The organism is Mammaliicoccus sp. A-M4 (genome assembly GCF_022386955.1).
GTDB lineage: Bacteria > Bacillota > Bacilli > Staphylococcales > Staphylococcaceae > Mammaliicoccus > Mammaliicoccus lentus.
Window position 1 is genome coordinate 16,916 of the sequence record NZ_JAJNHH010000013.1, and the last position, 25,199, is coordinate 42,114.

Below are 25,199 nucleotides of genomic sequence, written 5' to 3' on the forward strand. Positions count from 1 at the left end.
TCATATAATTATTTTAAAAAATAAAAAATTCTTTTTAAAAAATGTACATTGAGTTAGTATAGTATAAAATTTAAAAACAATAAATGATTTTTTTAGTTTTGTGAATTTATTTAAAAATCAAGTGCTAAACAAATAAAAACTTATTCGTTATATATTGTTCGTTTATGGAAGATATTATTTATAATAATAAAAATACATATGTAACATTATAAAACTTTAATATTATATTATAAAAAAAACTGATTATAGTTGTATAAAAAAATAAATTGACTAAAATGTAAAAAGTTATTTACTTTATATTAATAAAATAGTAAAATTTATAAGTATTGTGTTAAAAAAATAATTAAATTCAAAATCAAATAATGTGCAATTCCTAATATTAAAATACTTAGGAAAATTTATTTTATATTAAAGGGAGAATAATATGGTTATTAAAAAAGCAATTATTCCAGCAGCTGGTCTAGGGACAAGATTTTTACCGGCAACTAAAGCTATGCCAAAGGAAATGTTGCCAATATTAGATAAACCAACGATTCAATATATCGTTGAAGAGGCGGCAAAAGCTGGTATTGAGGACATCATTATAGTTACGGGGAAACATAAACGTTCGATTGAAGATCACTTCGATACACAAAAGGAATTAGAAACAAATTTATATGAAAAAGGGAAACTAGAGTTACTTGATAAAGTACAGTATTCTACAAACTTGGCTAATATATTTTATGTGAGACAAAAAGAACAAAAAGGTTTGGGGCATGCAATTTTTACGGCTAAACAATTTATTGGTAACGAACCATTCGCCGTATTATTAGGTGATGACATTGTTGAATCAGATACACCAGCTATTCGTCAATTAATGGATCAATATGAAGAAACTCATAAATCAGTTATAGGTGTTCAAACAGTTCCAACAAGTGAAACACATAGATACGGCATTATTGCACCTCAATCTCAAGAAGGCAGACGATATGAAGTTGAAAAATTTGTAGAAAAACCTAAACAAGGAACAGCACCATCTAATTTAGCGATTATGGGTAGATATGTATTATCTCCTGAGATCTTTGATTATTTAGAAAATCAAACTGAAGGTAGTGGGGGTGAAATACAATTAACAGATGCTATTGAACGCCTTAATCAAGATGATAGAGTTTATGCGTATGATTTTGAAGGGGAACGTTATGATGTTGGCGAAAAAATAGGGTTCGTTAAGACGACAATCGAATATGCATTGAAAGATAATGAAATGAAAGAAGAAATCAAGCAATATATTCAATCACTTAATATAGAGTAGAAAGGCGGGGCGAGATTGTGAAACAAGCATGGGAAGATAAGCTTTCTGAGAGTTTAGTTGAATCGTTTCATAATGAACTCACTGAACAAGAAATAGATGAAGGATTTCAAGATACATTGGCCTTCGGTACAGCTGGTATTAGAAGTACTTTCGGTATTGGCCCAGGTAGGTTAAATAAATTTACGATACAAAAATTTGCTTTAGGTTTCGCAAATTACTTAAAGGATATTTCGGATGAACCAAAAGTGGTAATCCACTTTGATACAAGATACTTATCAAAAGAATTTTCAGAAGAAATCGCTAAAGTTCTCGGAACTCATGGTGTGATAGTGGTATTACCTGATACTTATAAATCGACACCAGAATTATCATTTGCAGTTCGTCATTTAAATACAACCGCAGGTATTATGATAACAGCGAGTCATAATCCTAAAAACTATAATGGCATTAAAGTATACGGAGCCGACGGTGGACAATTATTAACAGAACCATCATTAAAGCTCAGTGAATATATTGATCAAGTAAATGACCCATTAAATATTAAAGTGAATGACTTAAAGACACTGAAAGAAAACAATATCGTTATACCATTTGAAAATGAGACGACAGAAGCTTATAAAAAAGCAGTATGCGAATTAGTCGGCGCATTCAAAACTCAAAACTCAAAAACTGTATTATCAAGTTTACATGGTACAAGCTTGCCAATACTTTCTGATATTTTACATAATTTATCTTATAATTATTTTGTAATTGAAACATCTCAGTCAGAGCCAGACAGCGATTTTCCAACGGTTAATATTGCCAACCCAGAAATGGAAGATACATTTGATTTAGGGAAGGAATTAGCTGATAAAGAGAGTGCGAATTTAATCGTAGCTACGGATCCAGATGCAGATAGGTTAGGTATTGTAGAACGATATGAAGATGGTACAACCCGTTACTTTAATGGTAATGAAATTGGATTGTTACTTCTGAAATTAAGACATGATGAATTACAAAGTACAAAATCAAATATGATTAAATCAGTTGTAACAAGTGCTTTAAGTGAGAAATTAGCGGAACATTTACATATAGATGTAATTAATGTCTTAACTGGATTTAAATATATATCAGAACAACTTAAAGCGTTAGAAAATGATGAAGCTAAACTTGTATTAGCTTTCGAAGAAAGTCATGGCTATTTATTAAATGATTTTTCTAGAGATAAAGATGCCATCCAAACCGCTGCCTTATTAATTAAATATAAAGAACAGCTAACACAAGAGAAACAAACGTTTAAAGATGTAATTGAAACAATATATGAAACGCTTGGCTATTATCAGGATAAGACTTTATCACCAACCTTTAAGGGTATGGAAGGCAAAGCACAAATTAAACAAATAATGGAACATTTTAATAACCTTACAACAATTGAAGTAGGAGAATTAAAGCCTTTAGTTATAGAGAACTATATCAAGCAAGAAAGAACAAATATTGAAACAGGCGAACAAAGTAAAATCGATTTGCCTCAAGCAGATTTAATTAAATTCATATTTGAAGAAGGATTCATCGCAGTCAGACCATCAGGGACAGAACCAAAAATGAAATTGTATTTTTCATTGAATAAACCAAATATAGAAGAATATGTTAGTAAGTTCAAAGACAAATATATTTTCTAAAATGTAATGCCTTGTTAATGGTCATTGCATTCTTCACAAATATAGAGGAGAGTAACATGAGTAAAATAAAAGAAATTAAAGATTTTATTTTAAATCCAGTAAAAGAAAATAGAAATAATAAAAGAGTAAGTGATAATGCTTATTATTTGGATAAAATTAGAACGACAACAATTAAAAGAAATAGTATATTATTTGAATCTTATCATGGAGTGAATTTTACAGGAAACGTGTATGCAATCTTCAAAAAAATGATAGACGTATATCCCACAATGAGGTTTTATATTGCAATAAAAAATATAGATGATCCAATGATTCAGTGGATAAAACAAAATTATAATAGTAGTAATATAGAAATAGTGGAATATGAAAGTCGTGAATATTTAAAGTTATTAGCAACCTGTAAATATCTTGTTAATGATACTTCTTTTATGCCTTATTTTACAAAAAGAAATAATCAAATATATATAAATACCTGGCATGGTACTCCGCTAAAAACATTAGGAATAGATATAAAAAACAGAGGATTTAACGATCATAAAAATATTCAAAAAAACTTATTTACTGCTGATAAAATTATTATGCCTAATAAATTTACTGCCAATAAATTAATTATAAGTCATGATTTGGAAGGTATATTAAATGCTGAAGTTGGTATATATGGTAATCCGAGAGTTGATTTAACTTTAAAAAGCAATAGAGATGAAATAATAGAAAAATATCAATTGGAATCCAATAAAAATATTGTTTTATTTGCTCCTACTTGGAAAAAATCCATTGATCAAACTACTAATGAAGATATTAACCATTTAATAATGGAGATAGCCTTGATTCAAGAAAAGTTTGGAAGTAAATATAAAATTTATTTGAAAGCTCATTACTTTATTTATGATAAATTAGAAGAACTAGGTTTAGAAGATGTAATTATACCTAATTGGGTGGATACAAATGAATTACTGAGTGCAGTAGATGTTTTAATAACAGACTATTCAAGTATTTTCTTTGATTTCTTACCACTACAAAGACCTATATATTTTTATATGCCTGATAAAGAAATTTATGAAGAAGATAGAGGTTTTTATTTAAATATTGAATCTCTACCGGGTAGTAAGGCATACACTATACAAGAACTTATAAATAATATAGAAAAATATCAAGAAATATACAATGTGGCTTTTAAAAATGAAATCACTAAATTTTTAGAACTATATTGTAATTATGACAAAGGGATTGCTTCAGCTAAATCTATTGATTTTATATTAGGAAAACAAAAAGAGAAAAAGTTGTATAAATCAAATAAAAAAGTAATCGTTTTTTATGGTGGAGGCTTTTATAATAATGGAATTACTAATTCTATTATTAATTTAAGTAAAAAAATCGATTATGATAATTATGAAATGATTTTAATTGAGAATGATAAAAAGTTTAGAGATAAAATTTTAAATATGAGAAGATTAGATCCTAGAGTTCACGTAATAAGCAAATTTTCTAGGACAAATAGAAATATATTTGATACAATTTCCCAAAATTTATTATATAGACAAGGATACTCTTCAAAATTCATCAATAAAAAATTACTTGAAGAGTATTTTAAATTAGATTTTAAAAGGATTTTTGGTAATTTAAATCCTGATGTTTTAATTGACTACGGTGGGTATAATAAAATGTTTACTGCTATATTTGCATTTGCTCCAGTTAAGAAAAAAGCAATTTTCTTACATAATGATATGCAAGGTGAATATGATAAAATTATAAATGGAAGATACAAACATAGATGGAATTTAAAAGTTATATTTAGCTTATATGACAAATTTGACAAAATTATTTCAGTAACAGAAAGTGCTAATAAAGCTAATAAAGAAAACCTATCTAAATATATCACTAACCCTCAAGAAAAAATGATATCAATTAGTAACATCATTAATGGCGATGAAATAGAGAAAATGGCTAAGTTAGGCGAAAACAGAAAATACTTTGACGATGAAGATGATATAGAATATCTAGTGTTTAATAAATCTGAAGTTAAAAATACTCAAATTACTATGAAAGCAGTAGAATTACCTAACTCTAGTTATCATAATTTTGTAAATATAGCTAGATTATCTCCAGAAAAAAATCATGAAGAATTAATAAAAGCTTTTGTAGATGTTGTGAAAAAATATAAAAATAGTAGGTTATATATATTAGGTGATGGTCCTTTAAAGAAAAGCTTGCATAAATTAATTGTTAGCTTAAGAATGGAAAAAAATATATTTTTACTTGGTTTCATTGAGAACCCATTTATGTTTGTTAATCAATGTGACTGTTTTATATTACCTTCAATATATGAAGGCCAAGGAATGGTCATAATGGAAGCACAAGTACTAGGACTTCCTGTTATAGGAACCAATGTAGCTGGAATAAATTCAATAATTAATGAAAACAATGGGCTACTAGTTGAACAAAATGTTGAACAAATAGCTGCAGGCATGCTTAAGTATATCGAAGAAGGCATTGTTAAAGAAAAATTTGATTATGAAAAATATAATAATGAAATTATAGAGAAGTTTACTTATGAAATATTAGAAAATTGATATATTTGTTTAAAAAGCAGGTCCTAACCTTAAATTGGTTGGGCCTGCTTTTTTGACAAAGTAAATATATATATAATCAAAGATTTTATATATAATTTTTTTAATATGTTAATTCATAAAAAAATGATTAAACAATTAAAAATAAGATTTTACAAAACTAACATTTTGTAGTTTAATATTAATAATAAAATAATGAAAGAGAAAGTTTTTTGAAAAATGATGCTAGTTTTATTGCTGGAATGATGTTATGGTGTCTTCATGCTATGAAAATTTGTAAAATAGCTGAAATAAGATAATAAAAGTTGAACATTCAAAAAAGATAATTAAAATAAACTATAAACATGAGCTATTGAAAATATATAAAGAATAAATCCAATATGTTTTTCTGAATAATTAGTATTTATTCTTTTAGCTTTAGCAAGTTCAAAGGAGATTTTATGGAAATTTTAAATTTAAGTGAAGAAATTAAATTTGAAGAGCAAGAAAGAATTTATATTAATACTGGTAGTGATAAAAATTTGTTAGAACTTGCTAGAAAAAATATGGAATTAAAAAAAAAATATAAAGAACTATTAAAAAATGATTATATACTTTATTTACATAAAGACTCTATTTCTAAATTCTGTAAGAGAGAAAAAGTGAATAAACTTTTTACAAAAGAACATAATTTTTATCAACATAAAGATGTATTTTACAGATTAAAAGCTCCTCAAGGAAGAAAAGTTAATGATAAAGTCGCAAAAAAATTATTGGTAATATTTGCTAAAATGCCAGGAGCCGAACAATATGATAGTGCGAAAATACCTCATAGAATGCTTCCACCTTTTTTTGAGGATATAGAAAGAAGCTTATCTAAGAATGTATATATTATGAGAATAATGGATTTAAATGTTTCACATGGTTCTCATTATATAAATACTATTAACTATCCAAGCTATGAAAGTGATTTAGAAGATGCAATTAAAAATGTTACTGATGAATTAGAAATTGAACAACAAAATGTTGTACTTTATGGAGTTTCTAGAGGTGGGGCGGGCGCTATTTACCATGGCACTTCCCTAGACTATAAAACTTTAGTTGTTGATCCAATTGTGAATATTGGTGGAAAGTTATATGGAAATGACAGAAGAATACTGAAAGATTTACGTAAAGAAGATTTAGTACCGGATATAAATAAAAATGTGAAAAAGTCAAACGAATTTAGTAAAGTCATAATTTGTAGTGAAAATGTTGAGGCATATTATGAACAAATACAGAGGGTAGACTCACACGAAATTAAAATTTTAAACATGCCAGACGATAAAATTACATCTCACCCTCAGGTTTCACCGAACACTGTACCAGAGCAATTAATGGTTTTAAATAATTTATTGACAGACATTAAAATTTAATTGAGAAATTTTAGGAGAGAGAGAATGTTTTCAGTAATCATATCAACTTATAATGGTGCCAAAAGTTTAGTAAATACTATTGAAAATATAAAAGATGGATTAAAGAATTTTAAAAGCGAAATCATCATTATAAATGATGGAAGTACTGATAATACTGAAAAAATACTTAATAAATATAAGAGCGATAAACAATTTAAAATTTTTAATCAAGTAAATAAGGGGGTCAGTGCATCAAGAAACATTGGTTTAGATAATTTAAATTTAAATACTGATTATGTAGTTTTTGTTGATGATTCTGACACTGTTCAAAGTGATTACTTTAAAAAAATTAATAATTTTTTTATTTTTAACAAAGACATAGACATAGCTGCTGTTCCTTTAATTAGAACAAATAAGGGGAAAAGAAAACATCATAGTTTAAATTACAGGTTTTATTCTAAAGTAGATGTTGTGAATATTCATAAAAATTACAACTTTATTCATTTTCATATAGGTGGAATGGCATTTAGATTCGAAATTTTTAAGAATGCAAAATATAGATTTGATGAAACAATGACTTATTGGGAAGATGCTAAATTTATTAATACATTACTACTCGATAAACAAAAATATGGTCTAGTGAAAGAGACAGCCTATTTTTATAATAGTGAAGATCCAAACTCATTAAGTAAAGGTGCATGGTCGCTAAAAGAAAGATACACACCATTGATAATAAACAATTATATGTATTTAATAAAAAAGTCTAATCAAAACTTTGATAAGACAATAAAATATGTTCAGTATTTAATTTCAACTCACTATTTAGAATATCTTAAAATGCATAACCAGGAAAAAATTATAAAAAGTGAATACTTTGAGAAAAATGACTTTGAAAAAATATCCGAAGCATTATTTGAAAATATAGACTGCAATATTATTTATGACTTAAATTGTGAATATCTGTTTAAAAATTACATGCTCAGACTAAAAGGAGAAAGTTTGGATGTAAATAAATACATAGATGATTTAGACATCTATATTCATTCATATAATCCATTTAATAAGAAAATATTATTTACTTTTTCAAAACAAACATGCTCTTTACCGATAGAATCTGAAGTATATTTATGCTATTTAAAAAAGAAAACTAGAATAGCTAAGGTTATAAAAAAGAAAGATACTTATATTTTAGGCGAATACATAGGTGATTTCAGTAAAAATATTTATGAGATAAAACTACCAATAATAGCAATGTTTAAAGCAACTAAAATGTTAATAGTTGCTGAAAAGAACTCATATGTGGTAAGTAATCCATCAATAATAAATAGGATAATTAAAAAAGTTCTTTATATTAGAAAATGAAGTATATACAAAATATGGAGGGAAAGATTTGAGTTATAATACAAAAGTATCAGTTATAATACCAGTTTATAATGCTGAAGAACATATTATAGAAACACTAGAAACTGTTAATAATCAAACATTTGAAGAGAATTTTGAAGTTATAATAATTAATGATGGTTCTACAGATAATTCAATTAAACTAATTAAGAATTTCATAAATAATAATGAAAGAAAAAATATTTACTATAAATTGCATAATGATGGTGAAAATAAGGGACAAGGGGCTAGAAGAAACTTAGGTATAGATCTTGCTAAGGGAGATGCAGTAATATTTCTTGATGCAGATGATTTACTAGATAAAACAACTTTAGAAACTGCGTATACTCGCTTAACAGGAAGTAAAGAAAATGACTTTGTTATTTTTGAATGGGCTTACTATTACCCTGAAACAGGCGAAACACGATATGTTAATAAAGAAAAATATAATCTTGAATTAGCATTATATAGAGATAATTGTGAAATGTTATTATTATGCACAACTTATTTTTCAGTCAATAAAATGTATAAAACATCATTTTTAAAAAATCACAATATTAGGTATGGTGAAGGATATATATATGAAGATTTTGAGTTTTATGTAGAATGTGCTCTTAAAGCTTATAGAATACCAATAATATCAAATATACTATATAAAGTTAGAGTTCATAATAACTCCACTACTAAAACTGACCATGAAAGTACTAAACATAGAGATTCATTTTTAATTGCAATTGAAAATTCCGCATCAAAATTATTAGATGGTTATCGTGATAAATATACACCTTATCATGTTAATAAATATTTCATATATAGAGCATTGTTGTATTCAGAAAAACGACTTCCCAATAACAAGAAATTAAAAAATGAGTTTATTGAATCTACTATGAAGATAATAAATGAATATAGCCCTAATATAGAAGTACCAAACAATATTCTACCTCTTTATAAATATGCATTTTCACATGGAGTAGTAAATAATCTAGAAGTAAATAAAATGAAAAAATTATTTAAATTACACAAGCAAAATAAGATTAACTTTTACTACAATCGTAAAATGGAAAAAAATAACAAAAAACACAAAAGGTTAAACAAAATTAAAAATAATTATTATTTAAAACCTTTGATATACAATTTGAGGAGGAAAGTTCATAAAAACAGAAGCAAGAAAAAGAATAATTCATTAAATAAGTATCTTAACTTAGATATTAGATCTAACCAAATAATCATGTTGGGTTTTGATTATAGTTATAGAGGTAATTCTAAATATCTTTTTGATTATTTAAAAACTATTTATAATCCAGATTTCCTTAAATTTGTATCTTTTGATAAAAGAGTACCAGAAGAATATAGATTAAGCCCTAGAAGTAAAGAGTTTTATAATTATTTTTATACTTCTGAAACAGTAATAGGTGAATCATGGATTCCTGGAGGGTTCAAAAAGAAGAAAGGACAAAGATGGATTCAATTGTGGCATGGCACACCTTTTAAAAGAATGTTATTCGATTCAAATGAGTCTACGATGCTAAGGCTTAATCCAAATCACAAGGTTAAAATGAAGAATGATATCTCAAGATGGGATTATTTAATAGCTGATTCCGAAATAGCAAAGCTAAAATTCGAATCCTCGTTTGATATTAAAAATAAAAAAATTATAAGCACTGGTTATCCTAGAAATGAGTGGTTAATAAATAATCATAAAAATGAAAAATTGATCAAAAATATTAAAATCAAAAATAATATTCCATTAGATAAAAAAATTATATTATATGCTCCAACTTGGAGAGATTATAATTATAAATTGCAAGAAAAATTAAAAGACAAGAGTTATCTAATGTATTTCAATGAATTATTAGATGAATTAGGTGAGGATTATTATATAATTAATAAAGCTCATTCTATGGATACTCAACCATCGTGGAATACAGGGCTTACACAAGTATTAACAGTGAACAATAAAGTTGAAACACAAGAATTGATAATGATTTCTGATATGATTGTTTCAGATTATTCATCTATATTTTTCGATGCTATTCATATAAATAAACCATTTTATTTTTTAATTAAGGATTTCCCTGAATTTAATATAGCTCGAGGCGTATATTTAGACATGTATAAAGATATCTTAAATTTAGTTGCTAAAAACGAGGATGAATTAGCTACTAAAATTAAAACTAATGCATTTCAAAATTTTGAAATACCAAGTAACTACAAAAATGAAAATATAAAACAAGCAAGTAAAAATATCGTAGAAATTATATCTAAAGAATATGAAAAAAATAAAAAAATTTATTTTAATTAATAACTATTAAAGTTTACATTCCGTTACGAATAAAGAGTCTGGATAATATCCAGGCTCTTTTTAATTTGATTTCAAATAATTCCTACATATATTTTTTGTAAGATATTTAGGTGGACTTTGTACGATTTAAATATTCAACTTCGAATTTATCTTTTGATTAAATGAATATTAAAGGAAAGTCCAAAACATTTAATCTACATAATTTGTAAATATTATAAGTAATTCTTTAAAGTGAAGATTCAGTTAGGTTATATAAATATTAATATATTGTAAATTTGATGTAAAATATATTGTGAATTCCCTAATTTGAGGCATTTTAGAGTATTACTTTACAAAAGATTTTATAAATATATGTAAATGCAACCGGAGCGATTATGTAGAAAAGTAGGAAACTTTAATGTTAATATATAAAAAGAAATAAGTATTAGAATTTACTAATTAAAAACAGAAGATTATATTTAGTTAGTGTATATAATATTTAAAATGAATTTTTTTACTATTTCAATATTTATATAAAGACAAAATCATATTTAAAATGGGAGTGTTAATGTGTATTTTTCACTTATTTTTGTCCATAAAGACAGTAATCAAAAATATTTAAAAAATTGTATTGAAAGTTTAGAACAACAAACTTTTAAAGATTTTGAAGTACTATTTATGCATAGTAGTTCAGAAATTTTAGGAGAGTCTCTTGAACATACGAATTTAAAATATAAAATCATTGAAAATGACTTAAACATTAATGAAATGAGAAATTTAGGTATTAAAGAAGCTAAAGGAGATTATGTTTTATTTGTTGATTCAGATGACTTCTTACATCCAAATGCATTAATCTATGCTAAGCAAATTATTGATGAAGATCCAGAAAACCGTAAAGTTGTTAAGTTAGGTATTACTAAAACAAATATTGATATGAAGACAACTTTAAGCGAACGAAAACAGGCTTTTTATCAAGATGATACATTGGAATCGATTAAAGAAGTATTGGAGAATTTAAATATAAGCACTGATTTGGAACAGCAACGTAAGGTGATTAATGGATTGTTTGAAAAAGATGTAATAAGACATAAAGTGTTAAAATATTCACAAAATAATTATTTGAATAAACTTTCTTATTCTCTGAAAGCACATAGCTTTTTAATAAATCGTGATTTATTGCTTGATCATGAAATATGGTTTGATGAAGAAAATGATTTATATGGTGAAATACCATTTATTGTACATCTTTATAATCAAGTAGAATTTATTTTTGAAACACATACAAAGCTTTATTATAAATTTATTCATAATGACCCAATTAATTATCCATCGTTAACACAAAAAGAAATAGACAGTCGCTTACTTGCTAAATGTAATGGTTTTCATACTTCTATGATATATTGTGAAGATGAAAATATTGCAAGACAAATCAGAAGCAGAGCGATTTCATATTACTTATATAAGGTTATAAAAAGTCAAAAATTTGAAGAAGAGTATGAAAACTTATTACCTATATACAGAGAATTGAAACAAATTTTAAATTTCCCATGTGGTAAATTAAATGTGAGCAAAAGACATGAATTTGAAATTAAAGCGATTCAAAAAGGCAAATTTAAATTAGCTTATTATTTAAGTAAAGCGAGATTAAATGGCTATAAAACTTATCAATTTATTCAGCCTATGAACCAACGATTTAGACAGAAGAAAATACAAAGACATCTCTTCTCTAAACTACCAATTAAAGAAAAGACGATACTTTATGAAAGTTTCTTAGGTCGTAATTATTCAGATAGCCCGAAGGCTATATTTAATTATATGATGGAGAATGAACCGAAAAAATGGGAACATGTATGGATTTTAAATGATAAAGAAATCGTAGAGAATGAACCAGAGTTCAAACAATCCAATGTGAAAATTATTCGAAGATTTAGTTGGCAATACTTCTTGTATGTGACAATCTCAAAATATTTCGTGTTAAATATGAGACAGCCAAAATGGTTATATAAAAAACCTGAACAAATACTACTTTCAACATGGCATGGTACACCATTGAAGAAACTTGTATTTGATATGGAAAATGTTACATCAGCTAATAAAAATTATAAAAAAGATTTCTATATACAATCTAGAAATTGGGATTATTTAATAGCAGCAAATAAATATAGTGAAGATATATTTAATAGCGCCTTTATGTATCCAAGGGAGAATATCCTAACTTATGGTTATCCACGAAATGATATTTTAACGAATCATACAGAAGGTTATAAAATTAAAATAAAAGAAAAACTGGGATTACCTATAGATAAAAAAGTAATATTATATGCTCCGACATGGAGAGATGATCAATATCATGGTCCAGGTCAATATAAATTCTTATTGCAATTAGATTTAAACAGGTTACGTGAAGAATTAAATGATGAATATGTCATAGCATTAAGAATGCACTATTTTATTTCTGATAATTTAGATTTAAGTGAATTTGAAGGATTTGCATTTGATTTTTCTAAATATAACGATATAAATGATTTATATATTAGTAGTGATATTCTTATTACAGATTATTCATCTGTATTCTTTGATTTTGCTAATTTACAGAAGCCAATCTTGTTCTACACTTATGATTTAGATAAATATAAAGATGTTTTAAGAGGTTTCTATATTGATATGGAAAAAGATTTACCTGGTCCATTATTATTTGATTCAGAACAAGTCATTGATAGTATAAAGCATATAGATAACGTCAAGCGTAATTATAAAGAAAAATACGATAAATTCTATAATACTTTCTGTAAATTAGAAGATGGTAAAGCTACAGAAAGAGTTGTGAAAACTGTATTTTCTGAAGAGTAAATATTCCGATAGAGTGGGATTTGTTAAATAACTAAGGGGCTGATTCTTTGAAACAAGCATTCATGGTTGTATTCGGTATAGATATTGCAAAAGGAGGCATTATGTCTTCGCTTTTAACTAGAACAAAAATGTTCTTAGATAATAATATAGATGCTAATATAATTACGTTTGATTACAAAACAGATTATAATAGCATCGTAAAAGAATTAAAAAATTCAGGAAAAATGGACAAAAGAATCAATATGTATAATCAATTTCATTTTTTTGAAGAAAGATCTATAAATAATTCTATAAATTCTACTAATATCAATGAAAAATATGACAAATTAATAAATGATTGTCTTATCGTACGAAATAATAAAAAAAATGATTTGTTTTCGAAAGAAACTGGAGAATATGTTGGTCTAAAGACTGATAAAGGTAAAAGTGCTACTCTAGATTTATATCACTTAAATTATATGGTAAAAAGAGTGTACTATTTAAATAATCGTATTATAAGAATTAAAGAATTTAATCAAAAAAATGAAATGATCACAGAAACATTTTTTAATAGAGATGGTCAACCATTTTTAAAAAGATATATGAGCGAGGGTGCTGTATCACATATATATTTATTAATTGAAGAAAAGCGCTTTAATAATAATCAAGAATTTGGTACTTATTTTCTTGAACAGCTAATAGAAGATAATAACGAGAATATTATTATTTGTGATGGCATAGGCAGTTTTAATAAAATAAAAAATACAAACCATAACCATGTTCAAAAGTATGCAATAATGCATAAGAATCATAAAAGTATTAATGGAAATGTTAAACGTAAAGAAGGAAATATACTAGAAAATGGTGGAATGATAGATGGAATAATATTCTTTACTGATAAACAATTAAATGATGCAAAGCAGCAATATAATTTAAAAAATGCACATTTAATAAATAACTTTGTAAGAGAAGTAAAAGAAAAAGAAGATTATAATACATCAAAAATAGTAGGAACAATTTCACGTTTAGATAAATTAAAAGGATTCGATTTATTAATTGATGTTGCTAAAAAAGTTGTAGCAGTTGATAAGGAAGTGCAATTTTACATTTATGGTGAAGGCGATAATGAATACAAAGACAGTCTTAAAGAATTAATTGAACAACAAAGATTAACAGACAATGTTAAGCTGAAAGGATACACTCTCGAATTAGATAATGTTTTAAGTACATTTAGGTGCTATATATCTACATCACAAACTGAATCTCAAGGACTGAGCATGGTCGAAGCAATGTTAAACGGGACACCAGTTGTAGCATTTGATGTTGATTATGGACCTTCCCAATTTATTTTCAACGACGTAAATGGCTATCTAATAGAAAATAAAAACATTGAAAATATGGCTAACTCAATTTTAGAGTTAACTGAAGATCAATCTAAAGCTATTAATATTGGTAAAGAAGCTAGAGAAACTATATTAAAAGAATTTGATATTGATAAGATTATGTCTAAATGGATTTCACTTTTTGATAAGTAAGCATTATAATTTATAAAAACTTTTTTAGTTTTGTAAAGTAATAGAAAAATAGTGTATTACCAAGTCTAACCTATTGTAGGTTAGGCTTTTTTTGAAAATTTTTCAGTAAATACATAATTAAAGTATATGATTTTATAGGATATAAATTAACTATAATAATAATTGTAAAATATTAGCAATTATGTATAATAAAAGAAAGGAATTATACATAAATTGGAAGGTGGAAGTATTTTTGAAAATGTTAATAACAGGTGGTGCAGGATTTATAGGTTCTAATACTGCTGAATATTATTATAATTTAGGCCACAATGTATATGTGCTTGATAATTTATCTACTGGAAAAAGAGAAAACATAGATTTTATAAGGGAAGAAAACTTTTTTAATTTAGATATTAGAGATTATGAAGAAATTAAGAGGCTTATTAAAGAGTATAAATTTGAAGTTATCATTCATTTAGCAGCAGTAGTAAGTGTGGTTGATACTGTTGAAAATCCTATTATTTCAAATGAAGTTAATATCAATGCAACTTTAAAATTATTAGAATTAAATAGAAAATATAATAATAACATACAGAAAATTATTTTCGCTTCATCAGCAGCTGTGTATGGGAATGATCCAAATTTACCTAAGAATTTAGATAGTAAAATTTGTCCAGAATCACCTTATGCTATACAAAAATATGCTGGAGAACTATATTTGAAAAATTATACTAAATTATATGGTTTGCCTACGGTAGGATTGAGATTTTTTAATGTATATGGTCCAAAACAGAATCCGGCATCTCAATATTCAGGTGTCATTTCAATATTGAAAGAAAAAATAGAAAATAATTCGAAGTTTATTATCTTTGGAGATGGATTACAAACAAGAGATTTTGTATATGTTAAAGATGTAGTTAAAGCTATAAATATAGTTACAGAAAATATAAAATCAAACGGCAATATTTATAACGTAGGTAGTGGAAAATCAATTTCATTGATTAAAATGTTAAGGATGTTCGAAAGGCATTATAACAAAAAACTTAATTACGAGTATGCCGCAGTATGAGTAGGGGATGTAAAACATTCGTTAGCGGATATCGAGTTGATAAAGCGATTAGGCTATGTACCCGAGTATTCAATTGAAAAAGGAATTAGTGAATATTTAAGTGTAGAAAAGGTAGAGAGAGGTAAAGTAAGTGGCTAAAGTGAAAAGTAAAATATTAAATCAAATTAATAGAAAGACAAAATTTATAGTTGGTCCAATTAAAGAAAACTGGAAAAGCCCTTATGTAAGGAAAATAACTCGATATGCAAATTACTATAAGCATCAAAGAGTTAATGAGAATTATATATTATACCAATCTAGAGACGGAAAAAGTATGACTGATAGTCCATTTGCTATTTTCTTATATTTATTAAATAATAAAAAATATACTAATTTAACTCATGTTTGGGTAGTGAATTCTAAAGAAAAAATTAAGGAATTTAGTGCATTATATAATAAATATAAGAATGTTGTATTTGTACTTAAAGAAAGCGATAAATACTTAAAGTATTTAACAAAATCAAAATACCTTATAAATAACTCTACTTTCCCTGCTTACTTTACAAAAAAGGAAAAACAAATATATATCAACACTTGGCATGGCACACCTTTAAAGTATATGGGATTAGATGTTGAAGATAATTTGTTAGGAACACAAAATATTATTAAGAATTTTTTAAGCACCGATATAATTGTTAGTCCAAATGAATATACTACCTCTATATTCAATAAAGCATTTAGGTTAGATGGTATACATAATGGTGAAATTGTAGAAATAGGATACCCAAGAATTGATTTAACATTAAATGCAGATATAAATGAAATTAAAAATAGATTGAGTTATCAACAAGTTTTTGTTGATGCAAAAAAAGTACTATTGTACGCGCCTACCTGGAGAGATCATGATGTAAACAATCCAGAAGATAGTATTGAAAAAATATATGAAACAGTAAAGTCACTTAAAAATAGTAGTGATTACCAAGTATTATTAAAAGTCCATCCATTTGTATACAAAATTGCATTAGAACATAAGGAGCTATTACCATATCTTATACCAGATTCATTCGATACAAATGAAATATTAAGTATTGTCGATGTACTTGTAACAGATTATTCTAGTATATTCTTTGATTATTTAGTGACTGATAAACCAATAATATTTTATAGCGATGACTATGAGGAATATAAAAATGATAGAGGGTTTTATATATCCCCAAAAGATTTACCAGGACCTTCAGCACATGATTTAGATTCTTTATTAGAGTATATTTCAAATATAGAAAGTTTAAGATCAAAATATAAAGTTAATTATGATAAATTTAAAGAGAAATATGTGCCTTACGAAGACGGTAAAGTCACAGAAAAACTAGCAAATATAATTTTTAACTATAAAGAAATTAAAAGTAAAAGGAATAATAAAGAAAAAATATTGATATACCCTGGTGGTTTGAAAAATAATGGTATTACCACTTCAGCAATTAATCTTTTAGAAAATATTGATTATAACAAGTATGATGTAACAATTTTTCTGGGCTTTACTTACAATGCTGAAATTTTAAAAAATATAGAGAAAGTAAATAATAATGTTAGAATTATTTTGAGAAAAGGACCATTATTGGCGACAACTGCAGAAAAGTACCAAAACACTTTTATTAAAAATAGAGGAGTTAAGACATTTTTTGAAAAAGCATTATACCCTAAAAAAGCATATCAGAGAGAGTTTAGGAAAATCTTTGGTAATTCTAAATTTGATTATGTTATAGACTATAGTGGTTATTCAATGTTTTGGTCGAAAATTTTATTAGGAACAGAATCTAAGAAAAAGTTAATTTATTTACACAGTGATATATTGAGCGATATGAATAGAACGGTGAATAATAGAAGACCTCATTATCAAAATTTAAAAGGGGTGGTGTCCTTATATAGTAAATTTGATTATTTAGTTAGTGTATCAGAAGAAACAAGTAAAATTAATTTTGAAAATTTAAGTACAGCAAATACTAAATGCAAATTCACATCATCTATGAATACAATAAATGTTAACAAAATTAATACTTTAGCTAAGGATGAAAATGACTTTTTAATAACAAAAAATGAGAGTTATCTATTTGTAAGTGATAGCAATGAAATAAGGAAATTTGAATTTAACAGAGAAGATTTTAAAGTAATGGCAATGGGGAGACTTTCTCCAGAAAAAGGCTTTGATATTCTTATAAAAGCTTTTAAAGGCATTGTAGAAGAACATAAAAATGCGAAATTATATATCCTTGGTGAAGGGCCACTGAAAAAGTCATTAAGCAACCTTATAAAAAAACTCAAGCTAAATGACAATGTATATCTTGTAGGTCAAAAAAGTAATCCGTTTAGTATAATGAAAAAATGTGATTTATTTGTGCTTTCCTCTCATTATGAAGGACAATCTATGGTTTTACTTGAAGCTTTAACATTAGATACTAATATAGTTGCCTCAGATATACCTGCAAATAGATATGTTCTTAAAAATGGTGAATATGGTATGTTATCAGAGAATACACCGGAAAAAATTCAACTAGCCATCTCTAAGTTCATGACAGGTAATATTCCTGAATATAAAAAATTTAATTCGAAAGAGTATAATCAAAAAGCAATCGATGAATTTTATTCATTATTAAAATAAAAAAACGCTGACCTCATAAACGAATATAAGGTCAGCATTTTTATAATTATATAGAATTAGAGACAAATTTGTACGAAAAAGGTAAACTAGAGTTACTTACATAGTGTAGAAAGGCGGCGAGATTGTGAAACAAGCATGGGAAGATAAGCTTTCTGAGAGTTTAGTTGAATCATTTCATAATGAACTCACTGAACAAGAAATAGAAGAAGGGTTTCAAGATACATTAGCCTTCGGTACAGCTGGTATTAGAAGTACTTTCGGTATTGGGCCAGGCAGGTTAAATAAATTTACGATACAAAAATTTGCTTTAGGTTTCGCAAATTACTTAAAGGATATTTCGGATGAACCAAAAGTGGTAATCCACTTTGATACAAGATATTTATCAAAGGAATTTTCAGAAGAAATCGCTAAAGTTCTCGGAACTCATGGTGTGAAAGTGGTATTACCTGATACTTTTAAATCGACACCAGAATTATCATTTGCAGTTCGTCATTTAAATACAACCGCAGGTATTATGATAACAGCGAGTCATAATCCTAAAAACTATAATGGCATTAAAGTATACGGAGCCGACGGTGGACAATTATTAACAGAACCATCATTAAAGCTCAGTGAATACATTGATCAAATAACTGACCCATTAAATATTAAAGTGAATGACTTAAAGACACTGAAAGAAAACAATATCGTTATACCATTTGAAAATGAGATGACAGAAGCTTATAAAAAAGCAGTATGCGATTTAGTCGGCGCATTCAAAACTCAAAACTCAAAAACTGTATTATCAAGTTTACATGGTACAAGCTTGCCAATACTTTCTGATATATTACATGATTTATCTTATAATCATTTTGTAATTGAAACATCTCAGTCAGAGCCAGACAGCGATTTTCCAACGGTTAATGTTGCCAACCCAGAAATGGAAGATACATTTGATTTAGGGAAAGAATTAGCTGATAAAGAGAGTGCGAATTTAATCGTAGCTACGGATCCAGATGCAGATAGATTAGGTATTGTAGAACGATATGAAGACGGTACAACCTGTTACTTTAATGGTAATGAAATTGGATTGTTACTCCTTAAATTAAGACATGATGAATTACAAAGTACAAAATCATATATGATTAAATCAGTTGTAACAAGTGCTTTAAGTGAGAAATTAGCAGAACATTTACATATAGATGTAATTAATGTCTTAACTGGATTTAAATATATATCAGAACAACTTAAAGAGTTAGAAAATGATGAAGCTAAACTTGTATTAGCTTTCGAAGAAAGTCATGGCTATTTATTAAATGATTTCTCTAGAGATAAAGATGCCATCCAAACCGCGGCCTTATTAATTAAATATAAAGAACAGCTAACACAAGAGAATCAAACGTTTAAAGATGTATTAGAAACAATATATGAAACGCTTGGCTATTATCAAGATAAGACTTTATCACCAACCTTTAAGGGTATGGAAGGCAAAGCACAAATCAAACAAATAATGGACCACTTCAATAAGCTTACAACAATTGAAGTAGGAAATTTAAAGCCTTTAGTTATAGAGAACTATATTAAACAAAAAAGAACAAATATTGAAACAGGCGAACAAAGTAAAATCGATTTACCTCAAGCAGATTTAATTAAATTTATATTTGAAGAAGGATTCATCGCAGTCAGACCATCAGGGACAGAACCAAAAATGAAATTATATTTCTCGCTTGATGTAGAAGATCTTACTGAAATAATTGAATCATTTAATAAAACGTATATTGCATAAAAAAGAGTCTGGATTCTCCAGACTCTTTTTTTATTTTATATTAAATTATTCTTCACCATATAATTCTTTTTTGATTTGTGTAGTTGATATACCTTCTGTACGATTTAAATAGATAACTTCACATTGGTCTTTAAGGAAATCAAATTCGCCTTCCCAATCGTGCCCCATTAGGAATGTATCTACATAGTAATCTTTAACGTCTTTTACTTTTTGTTCCCATTCATTTTCAGGAATGACAAGATCAACGTAACGAATGGATTCTAACATCATTTTTCTTTGTTCATAGTTATAATATGATTTTTTGTCTTTTAATTTGTTAAATTCATCAGTAGAAAGTGCCACAATTAGATAATCTCCGTATTGTTTAGCTCTTCTAAGTAATTCGATATGCCCGTAATGTAATAAATCATATGTGCCATATGTAATAACTCTTTTCATAATGAACCTCCAGTTTATAATACTTAAATGTTAATATATTGTTAATTAATTGTAAACATAAATTTTACAATTAGTTTTTATTTTCAAAATTATATAAATATTTTTTATGAATATCTTATTTTATAACTTCTACTCTTCCATACCTAACTCTTTCAATGCCATTTTCTCATACGCCGCTTCTCCTGATTCCATAGCAAACTCAGCGATAAACATTGGGAACACTGCATTGAGTTCTAATATATGTTCTTTCATTCGTGGCCATGTTTCTCCTCCAGCTTTATCGTATGCTGTTATAAGTTGCTCTAATCCTTCGTCGCCGAATACACGATGATGTCCCATAAAGTCCATTGAAGGATCGGAGTGGGTTGCTTCGGTCCAATCTATGAGTCCCGTGACGTTTGCTTCGTTATCTACCATTATATGTCCTGGATGTAAGTCTCCATGTATCATGGTTGCATGTTGTGGCCAAAGTTCATCGTTTTCTAACCATTGTTGCCATCTGTTCCATAACTCATCTGCTACGCCATAAGTTTCTTTGACTTTATTCATCCTTCTTTGAAAGTCATTTCTTATTTCTTGTATAGTTTTGATATTTATATGATGTGCGGTTATGTTTTCTTCTGGTATGTTGTGCAAGTCTACGAGTGTTTCAGCTAATGTGTTAACAAAGTTTTCTGGTACTGGTTTGTGTTCAATTTCCCATACATAGTTTTGTATTTGCGGATCTATTGTTGCTGCAGGTTTACCGGTAAGTTTTGGATAAGCGATAAGGTCTTTTTCGTGTACTTTCCACTTTGGTACTTCAAATGAAACGTTCTTTTGTAAGAAATCTACCGTTTGTTTTTCAGATTTTGTTCGCTTATAAACGTCAGGTCTTCTTGGTAGTCTTAAAACCCATTCTACGCCTTGTTCATCTTCTCCAAATGCAACTTGGAAATCTAGTCCTGATTCATTCAACGAGATTGTTTGAGGTTGGATATGCAATTGATATTTTTCTGCGCATTTAATAATTTCATTATGTTGAGTCATTTTATTGGCTCCTTATTTCTATTGTATTTTTTTATGAAAGTATTTTGTTTTATCTTGATATAAATATAATTGATATGCAAACGATAACTGCAAGAGAATGTGCTATAACGTATGAAAGTATTTTATGTTATGATGTTATAAATGATAATATTTCTCAATTGATAATATTGAGAATGATAGGAGTGGATGGGTTTGCAAGAGGTACAAAAAATTTTATGGAATGGTCGTTTATTAACGATTGCTCTTCCTGAACATTATGAAGATGATAATTCTGATCCTGTGCCTTTTCACACTGTTATTGTACAGGATGGTTCATATCTTTTTGATAAGCTTGTCGAAGATTATCCAAGTAATGTTATGTTTGTTGGTGTTGAACCAGTAGAGCGTAATAGGGAATATACGCCTTGGATTGTGGATGTTAGTGGACAGCATTATGGTGGGGAAGCTGAGCAGTATTTAGATTTACTGGAATTTGAATTAATCCCTTACTTAAAGGAAAGGTATCATATTTTTGATGAGTCGGAATATTTAACTATTGGTGGCGGTTCGTTTGGTGCGTTACTATCTATTTATGCTTTAGTTACAAGACCCCATTTGTTTGGTAAGTATTTAGTAATGTCTGCTTCAATGTGGTATCCGGGATTTATTGATTTTCTTAAAAAGGCTGATAATATTGAATATCCTCGGGATGTTTATTGGTATGTCGGTGAGTTAGAGGGTGCTGAGTATCCAAATATATTAAAGAATATGGTTCCTTGTACTAAAGAGGGTGTAGAAATTCTTGAAGAGAAGTTAGTTAACCCTGATTCTCGTTTAACTTTTGTAACACATCCTGAAGGTATACATCGTCACCACTTTTTTGAAACGTATTTTGCAGAGGGTATTAATAAAATATTGTATTAATCGGCTAATGCCAATGTGATGAAACAGGCTGAGACAATTTTTATTTGTCTCAGCTTTTTTGTTTGTGTAAATAAGATAACGAATGTTGCAAGAGAAGGTCCACGTGCAATATAAAGTTCCCGAATGTTGCAAGAGAAGGTCCACGTGCAATATAAAGCCTCCGAATGTTGCAAGAGAAGGTCCACGTGCAACATAAAGCCCCTGAATATTGCAAGACGAGGTCCACGTGCAACATAAAGCCTCCGAATGTTGCAAGACGAGGTCCACGTGCAACATAATCATCCAATCCACTACTGCCAATACAAAAATAGAGTCCGGAACAATTATTTATCTCTTGCTTTTTTATTGTTTCAACAAGATGACTAACCAACCTTTTATAAAAATTTCATAACTTTAAAATACTGATATAATGGGAATATTGCAGTATTATGAGAGTAAATATACATAAAATTGATTGACAAATAACATGGTAAGTATTATAGTTGATTACACAACTAATCAACCAATCATGTTATAGGATAAGGAGAATGAATATGAAACCTACATTGAATGATGAAACACCTATATTTTTGCAAATTGCAGATATGATTAAAGATGATTTAGTTGAAGGACTTTTGTCAGAAGGTGAACAAATACCTTCTACAACAGAACTTTCGAATTTTTATAATATCAATAGGGCGACGGCTCAAAAAGGTATTACACTGTTGGTTGATGAAGGTATTGTTGTTAAGAAGAGAGGTATTGGTGTATTTATAGCTGAAGACGCGCGCGACAAGCTTGTAAATACAAGAATGCAAGCATTCTCTAATTCTTATATCCAGAATATGGTTAAAGAAGCTAAAAGACTAAATATAAGTAAAGAAGAACTCATAAGAAGGGTGGAACAAGATTATGACAATCATTGATATTCAAGATATGTCATTTAAGTATAAGGATGAAAACATTCTAGAGCATTTATCACTCCAAGAAGACGAACCTATGATTGTTGGATTATGGGGACGTAATGGTTCTGGTAAAACAACTTTAATGAAATTAATTTCTGGGCAAGAGCGTCCTGACGCAGGTCATCTATCTGTATTGGATAAGAAGCCATTTAACAACACGAGTGCAACGGAAGAAATCACTTATTTGCGAGAGAATCATTATTTTGGGAAATCATGGACAGTAAATGAGGCGATGAAGTTTGCAGCGATGTTTAATACGAATTGGGATCAAGAAGAAGCGGATTATTTAATTGATTTGTTTGAATTACCAAGAAAGAAGAAAATTAAGACTTTCTCTAAAGGTATGCAGTCTATGGTACAAGGTGTGATTGGTATTGCGAGCCATGCACCTGTGACAATGTTAGATGAACCTACGAATGGTTTAGATGCATATATGAGAAAGGTATTCGTTAAAGCATTAATAAAGTCATATGATGAAGACCCAAGATATATAATGATTGCTTCTCATCATATTAAAGAAATAGAAAAAATTTGTGAAAAGCTAATTATCATTTCTAATCGTGAGGTTAAGTTACATGAACCTATTGAGTATTTCCAATCAAGAGGTGCAGTATTACTTGGCAAATTAGAAGATATTAAACAAGTTGTATCAGACAAAGATATTATCGAACAATCTACAATACTCAGTCAGCATAAAGTAATGGTGGATGTTTCGTATAGTGATTCACTGATAGAGCAATGTAAAGCTTTAAATATAAAAGTGGATAAAGCGAATATACAAGATTATTTAGTTAATATAACGATGACGAAGGAGGCCCATCATGAATAATTTTAAAGGTTCATTTTCAATTGTATTTAGGGAACTGAAACTTCAACTTTATATATTCACGGTTGTGCTTATACTTCTAGCAGCGCTTTATGTGGCGATTGGTTATTTTGGAGAACCAGAAGACTTTAGACCACTATTATCAGGTCCTGTGTTTGGTATATTAGGATTCTTACCGTTGTTCTTATTTCACGATCCGTTTAAAGCATCTATTGAACTAGGTGCAACGAGAAAACAATATATTTTTAGCGTATGGTCTAGTTACCTAATATTCATGGTTGCATTGCTTATCGTACAAGAAGTTGTTAGCTATATCGTTCGATTAATTACAAACTCTTCAAAAAGTACAGTAGTATTATTGAGAGCAGGTGACTTAGTACCAAATGCGAGTGTGTTAGATAACTTTTGGATTGATTTCTTAGCTATACTATTTATCGCAGGAGTATGTTTCTTACTAGCAGCTATTATGTATCGAATTGGTATAATTCCAACTGCATTAAGTGTATTTGCTCTTGGCGTAATTGTATTCATTTGGTCTGTTTTAGGTGATATTATGCCACTTGTAGAATGGATAATGAATCATATTTATGAAACATTTCATATATTAGGAGCAGTTGGTGTAATAGCAGCACTCTTGATATACCCTATAATGATAAAAGCTAGAATGAAAGAGTGAATATTTATAATAGTAGAAAAT

The 25,199-nt window shown here is 27.8% G+C and carries 16 protein-coding genes and 1 pseudogene; 15 read left to right on the forward strand and 2 right to left on the reverse strand.

All coding sequences use genetic code 11. The features are described 5' to 3' along the window. Nucleotides 1-424: 424 nt before the first annotated feature. The 11 genes and pseudogenes from galU to LQ682_RS11295 all read left to right on the forward strand — a co-directional run bounded on the left by galU (nucleotide 425) and on the right by LQ682_RS11295 (nucleotide 20,362). Nucleotides 425-1,291: a UTP--glucose-1-phosphate uridylyltransferase GalU gene (gene galU / locus LQ682_RS11245; protein WP_216683703.1), complete on the forward strand. Its 867-nt coding sequence runs from the start codon at nucleotides 425-427 to the stop codon at nucleotides 1,289-1,291. Between the two features lie 17 nt (nucleotides 1,292-1,308). Then, entirely contained in the window at nucleotides 1,309-2,949 is a 1,641-nt protein-coding gene (locus tag LQ682_RS11250; RefSeq protein ID WP_239724247.1) for a phospho-sugar mutase, read from the forward strand. Between the two features lie 56 nt (nucleotides 2,950-3,005). Then, a complete protein-coding gene (locus tag LQ682_RS11255) occupies nucleotides 3,006-5,519 on the forward strand; it encodes a glycosyltransferase (RefSeq protein WP_216683980.1) in 2,514 nt (837 codons plus the stop codon). A gap of 437 nt (nucleotides 5,520-5,956) precedes the next feature. Then, entirely contained in the window at nucleotides 5,957-6,910 is a 954-nt protein-coding gene (locus LQ682_RS11260; protein WP_239724248.1) for an accessory Sec system protein Asp2, read from the forward strand. Between the two features lie 24 nt (nucleotides 6,911-6,934). After that, nucleotides 6,935-8,251, forward strand: coding sequence for a glycosyltransferase family 2 protein (locus LQ682_RS11265; RefSeq protein ID WP_239724249.1), 1,317 nt, complete (start codon nucleotides 6,935-6,937; stop codon nucleotides 8,249-8,251). A gap of 28 nt (nucleotides 8,252-8,279) precedes the next feature. After that, on the forward strand, nucleotides 8,280-10,571 hold the full coding sequence (locus LQ682_RS11270; protein ID WP_239724251.1) for a bifunctional glycosyltransferase/CDP-glycerol:glycerophosphate glycerophosphotransferase: 2,292 nt from the start codon (nucleotides 8,280-8,282) through the stop codon (nucleotides 10,569-10,571). Between the two features lie 549 nt (nucleotides 10,572-11,120). Beyond that, nucleotides 11,121-13,400, forward strand: a complete 2,280-nt coding sequence (locus LQ682_RS14250; protein WP_239724255.1) for a CDP-glycerol glycerophosphotransferase family protein — start codon at nucleotides 11,121-11,123, stop codon at nucleotides 13,398-13,400. A 47-nt stretch (nucleotides 13,401-13,447) separates the two neighbouring features. Then, complete coding sequence (locus tag LQ682_RS11280; protein ID WP_239724257.1) at nucleotides 13,448-14,914, forward strand: glycosyltransferase; 1,467 nt, start codon at nucleotides 13,448-13,450, stop codon at nucleotides 14,912-14,914. Nucleotides 14,915-15,095: 181 nt separating this feature from the next. Then, nucleotides 15,096-16,100: pseudogene (locus LQ682_RS11285) on the forward strand (NAD-dependent epimerase/dehydratase family protein). Further along, nucleotides 16,093-18,597 carry a CDP-glycerol glycerophosphotransferase family protein gene (locus LQ682_RS11290; protein WP_239724259.1) on the forward strand — a complete coding sequence of 835 codons (2,505 nt, stop codon included), beginning with the start codon at nucleotides 16,093-16,095 and terminating at the stop codon, nucleotides 18,595-18,597. Before LQ682_RS11285 ends, LQ682_RS11290 begins: the two are co-directional and overlap by 8 nt. Nucleotides 18,598-18,721: 124 nt before the next feature. After that, a complete protein-coding gene (locus tag LQ682_RS11295) occupies nucleotides 18,722-20,362 on the forward strand; it encodes a phospho-sugar mutase (RefSeq protein ID WP_239724260.1) in 1,641 nt (546 codons plus the stop codon). Nucleotides 20,363-20,407: 45 nt separating this feature from the next. Here the strand turns inward: LQ682_RS11295 and tagD are convergent, their stop codons facing one another. Beyond that, the gene (gene tagD, locus LQ682_RS11300; protein ID WP_017000317.1) at nucleotides 20,408-20,800 is read right to left on the reverse strand and encodes a glycerol-3-phosphate cytidylyltransferase; all 393 of its coding nucleotides are present in this window, start codon (nucleotides 20,798-20,800) and stop codon (nucleotides 20,408-20,410) included. A 129-nt stretch (nucleotides 20,801-20,929) separates the two neighbouring features. Next, a complete protein-coding gene (locus LQ682_RS11305) occupies nucleotides 20,930-21,829 on the reverse strand; it encodes an Mph(C) family macrolide 2'-phosphotransferase (RefSeq protein WP_239724261.1) in 900 nt (299 codons plus the stop codon). Nucleotides 21,830-22,015: 186 nt separating this feature from the next. Here LQ682_RS11305 and LQ682_RS11310 point away from each other — a divergent pair, with 186 nt between their 5' ends. From LQ682_RS11310 to LQ682_RS11325, 4 genes are all read left to right on the forward strand, one after another. Further along, complete coding sequence (locus LQ682_RS11310) at nucleotides 22,016-22,732, forward strand: alpha/beta hydrolase (RefSeq protein WP_239724262.1); 717 nt, start codon at nucleotides 22,016-22,018, stop codon at nucleotides 22,730-22,732. Nucleotides 22,733-23,265: 533 nt separating this feature from the next. Beyond that, nucleotides 23,266-23,637, forward strand: coding sequence for a GntR family transcriptional regulator (locus tag LQ682_RS11315; protein ID WP_017000320.1), 372 nt, complete (start codon nucleotides 23,266-23,268; stop codon nucleotides 23,635-23,637). Then, the gene (locus tag LQ682_RS11320) at nucleotides 23,624-24,505 is read left to right on the forward strand and encodes an ATP-binding cassette domain-containing protein (RefSeq protein WP_103269507.1); all 882 of its coding nucleotides are present in this window, start codon (nucleotides 23,624-23,626) and stop codon (nucleotides 24,503-24,505) included. The genes LQ682_RS11315 and LQ682_RS11320 overlap by 14 nt, the downstream gene beginning before the upstream one ends. Further along, nucleotides 24,498-25,178, forward strand: coding sequence for a hypothetical protein (locus LQ682_RS11325; protein ID WP_239724263.1), 681 nt, complete (start codon nucleotides 24,498-24,500; stop codon nucleotides 25,176-25,178). Before LQ682_RS11320 ends, LQ682_RS11325 begins: the two co-directional genes overlap by 8 nt. Nucleotides 25,179-25,199: the final 21 nt, after the last annotated feature.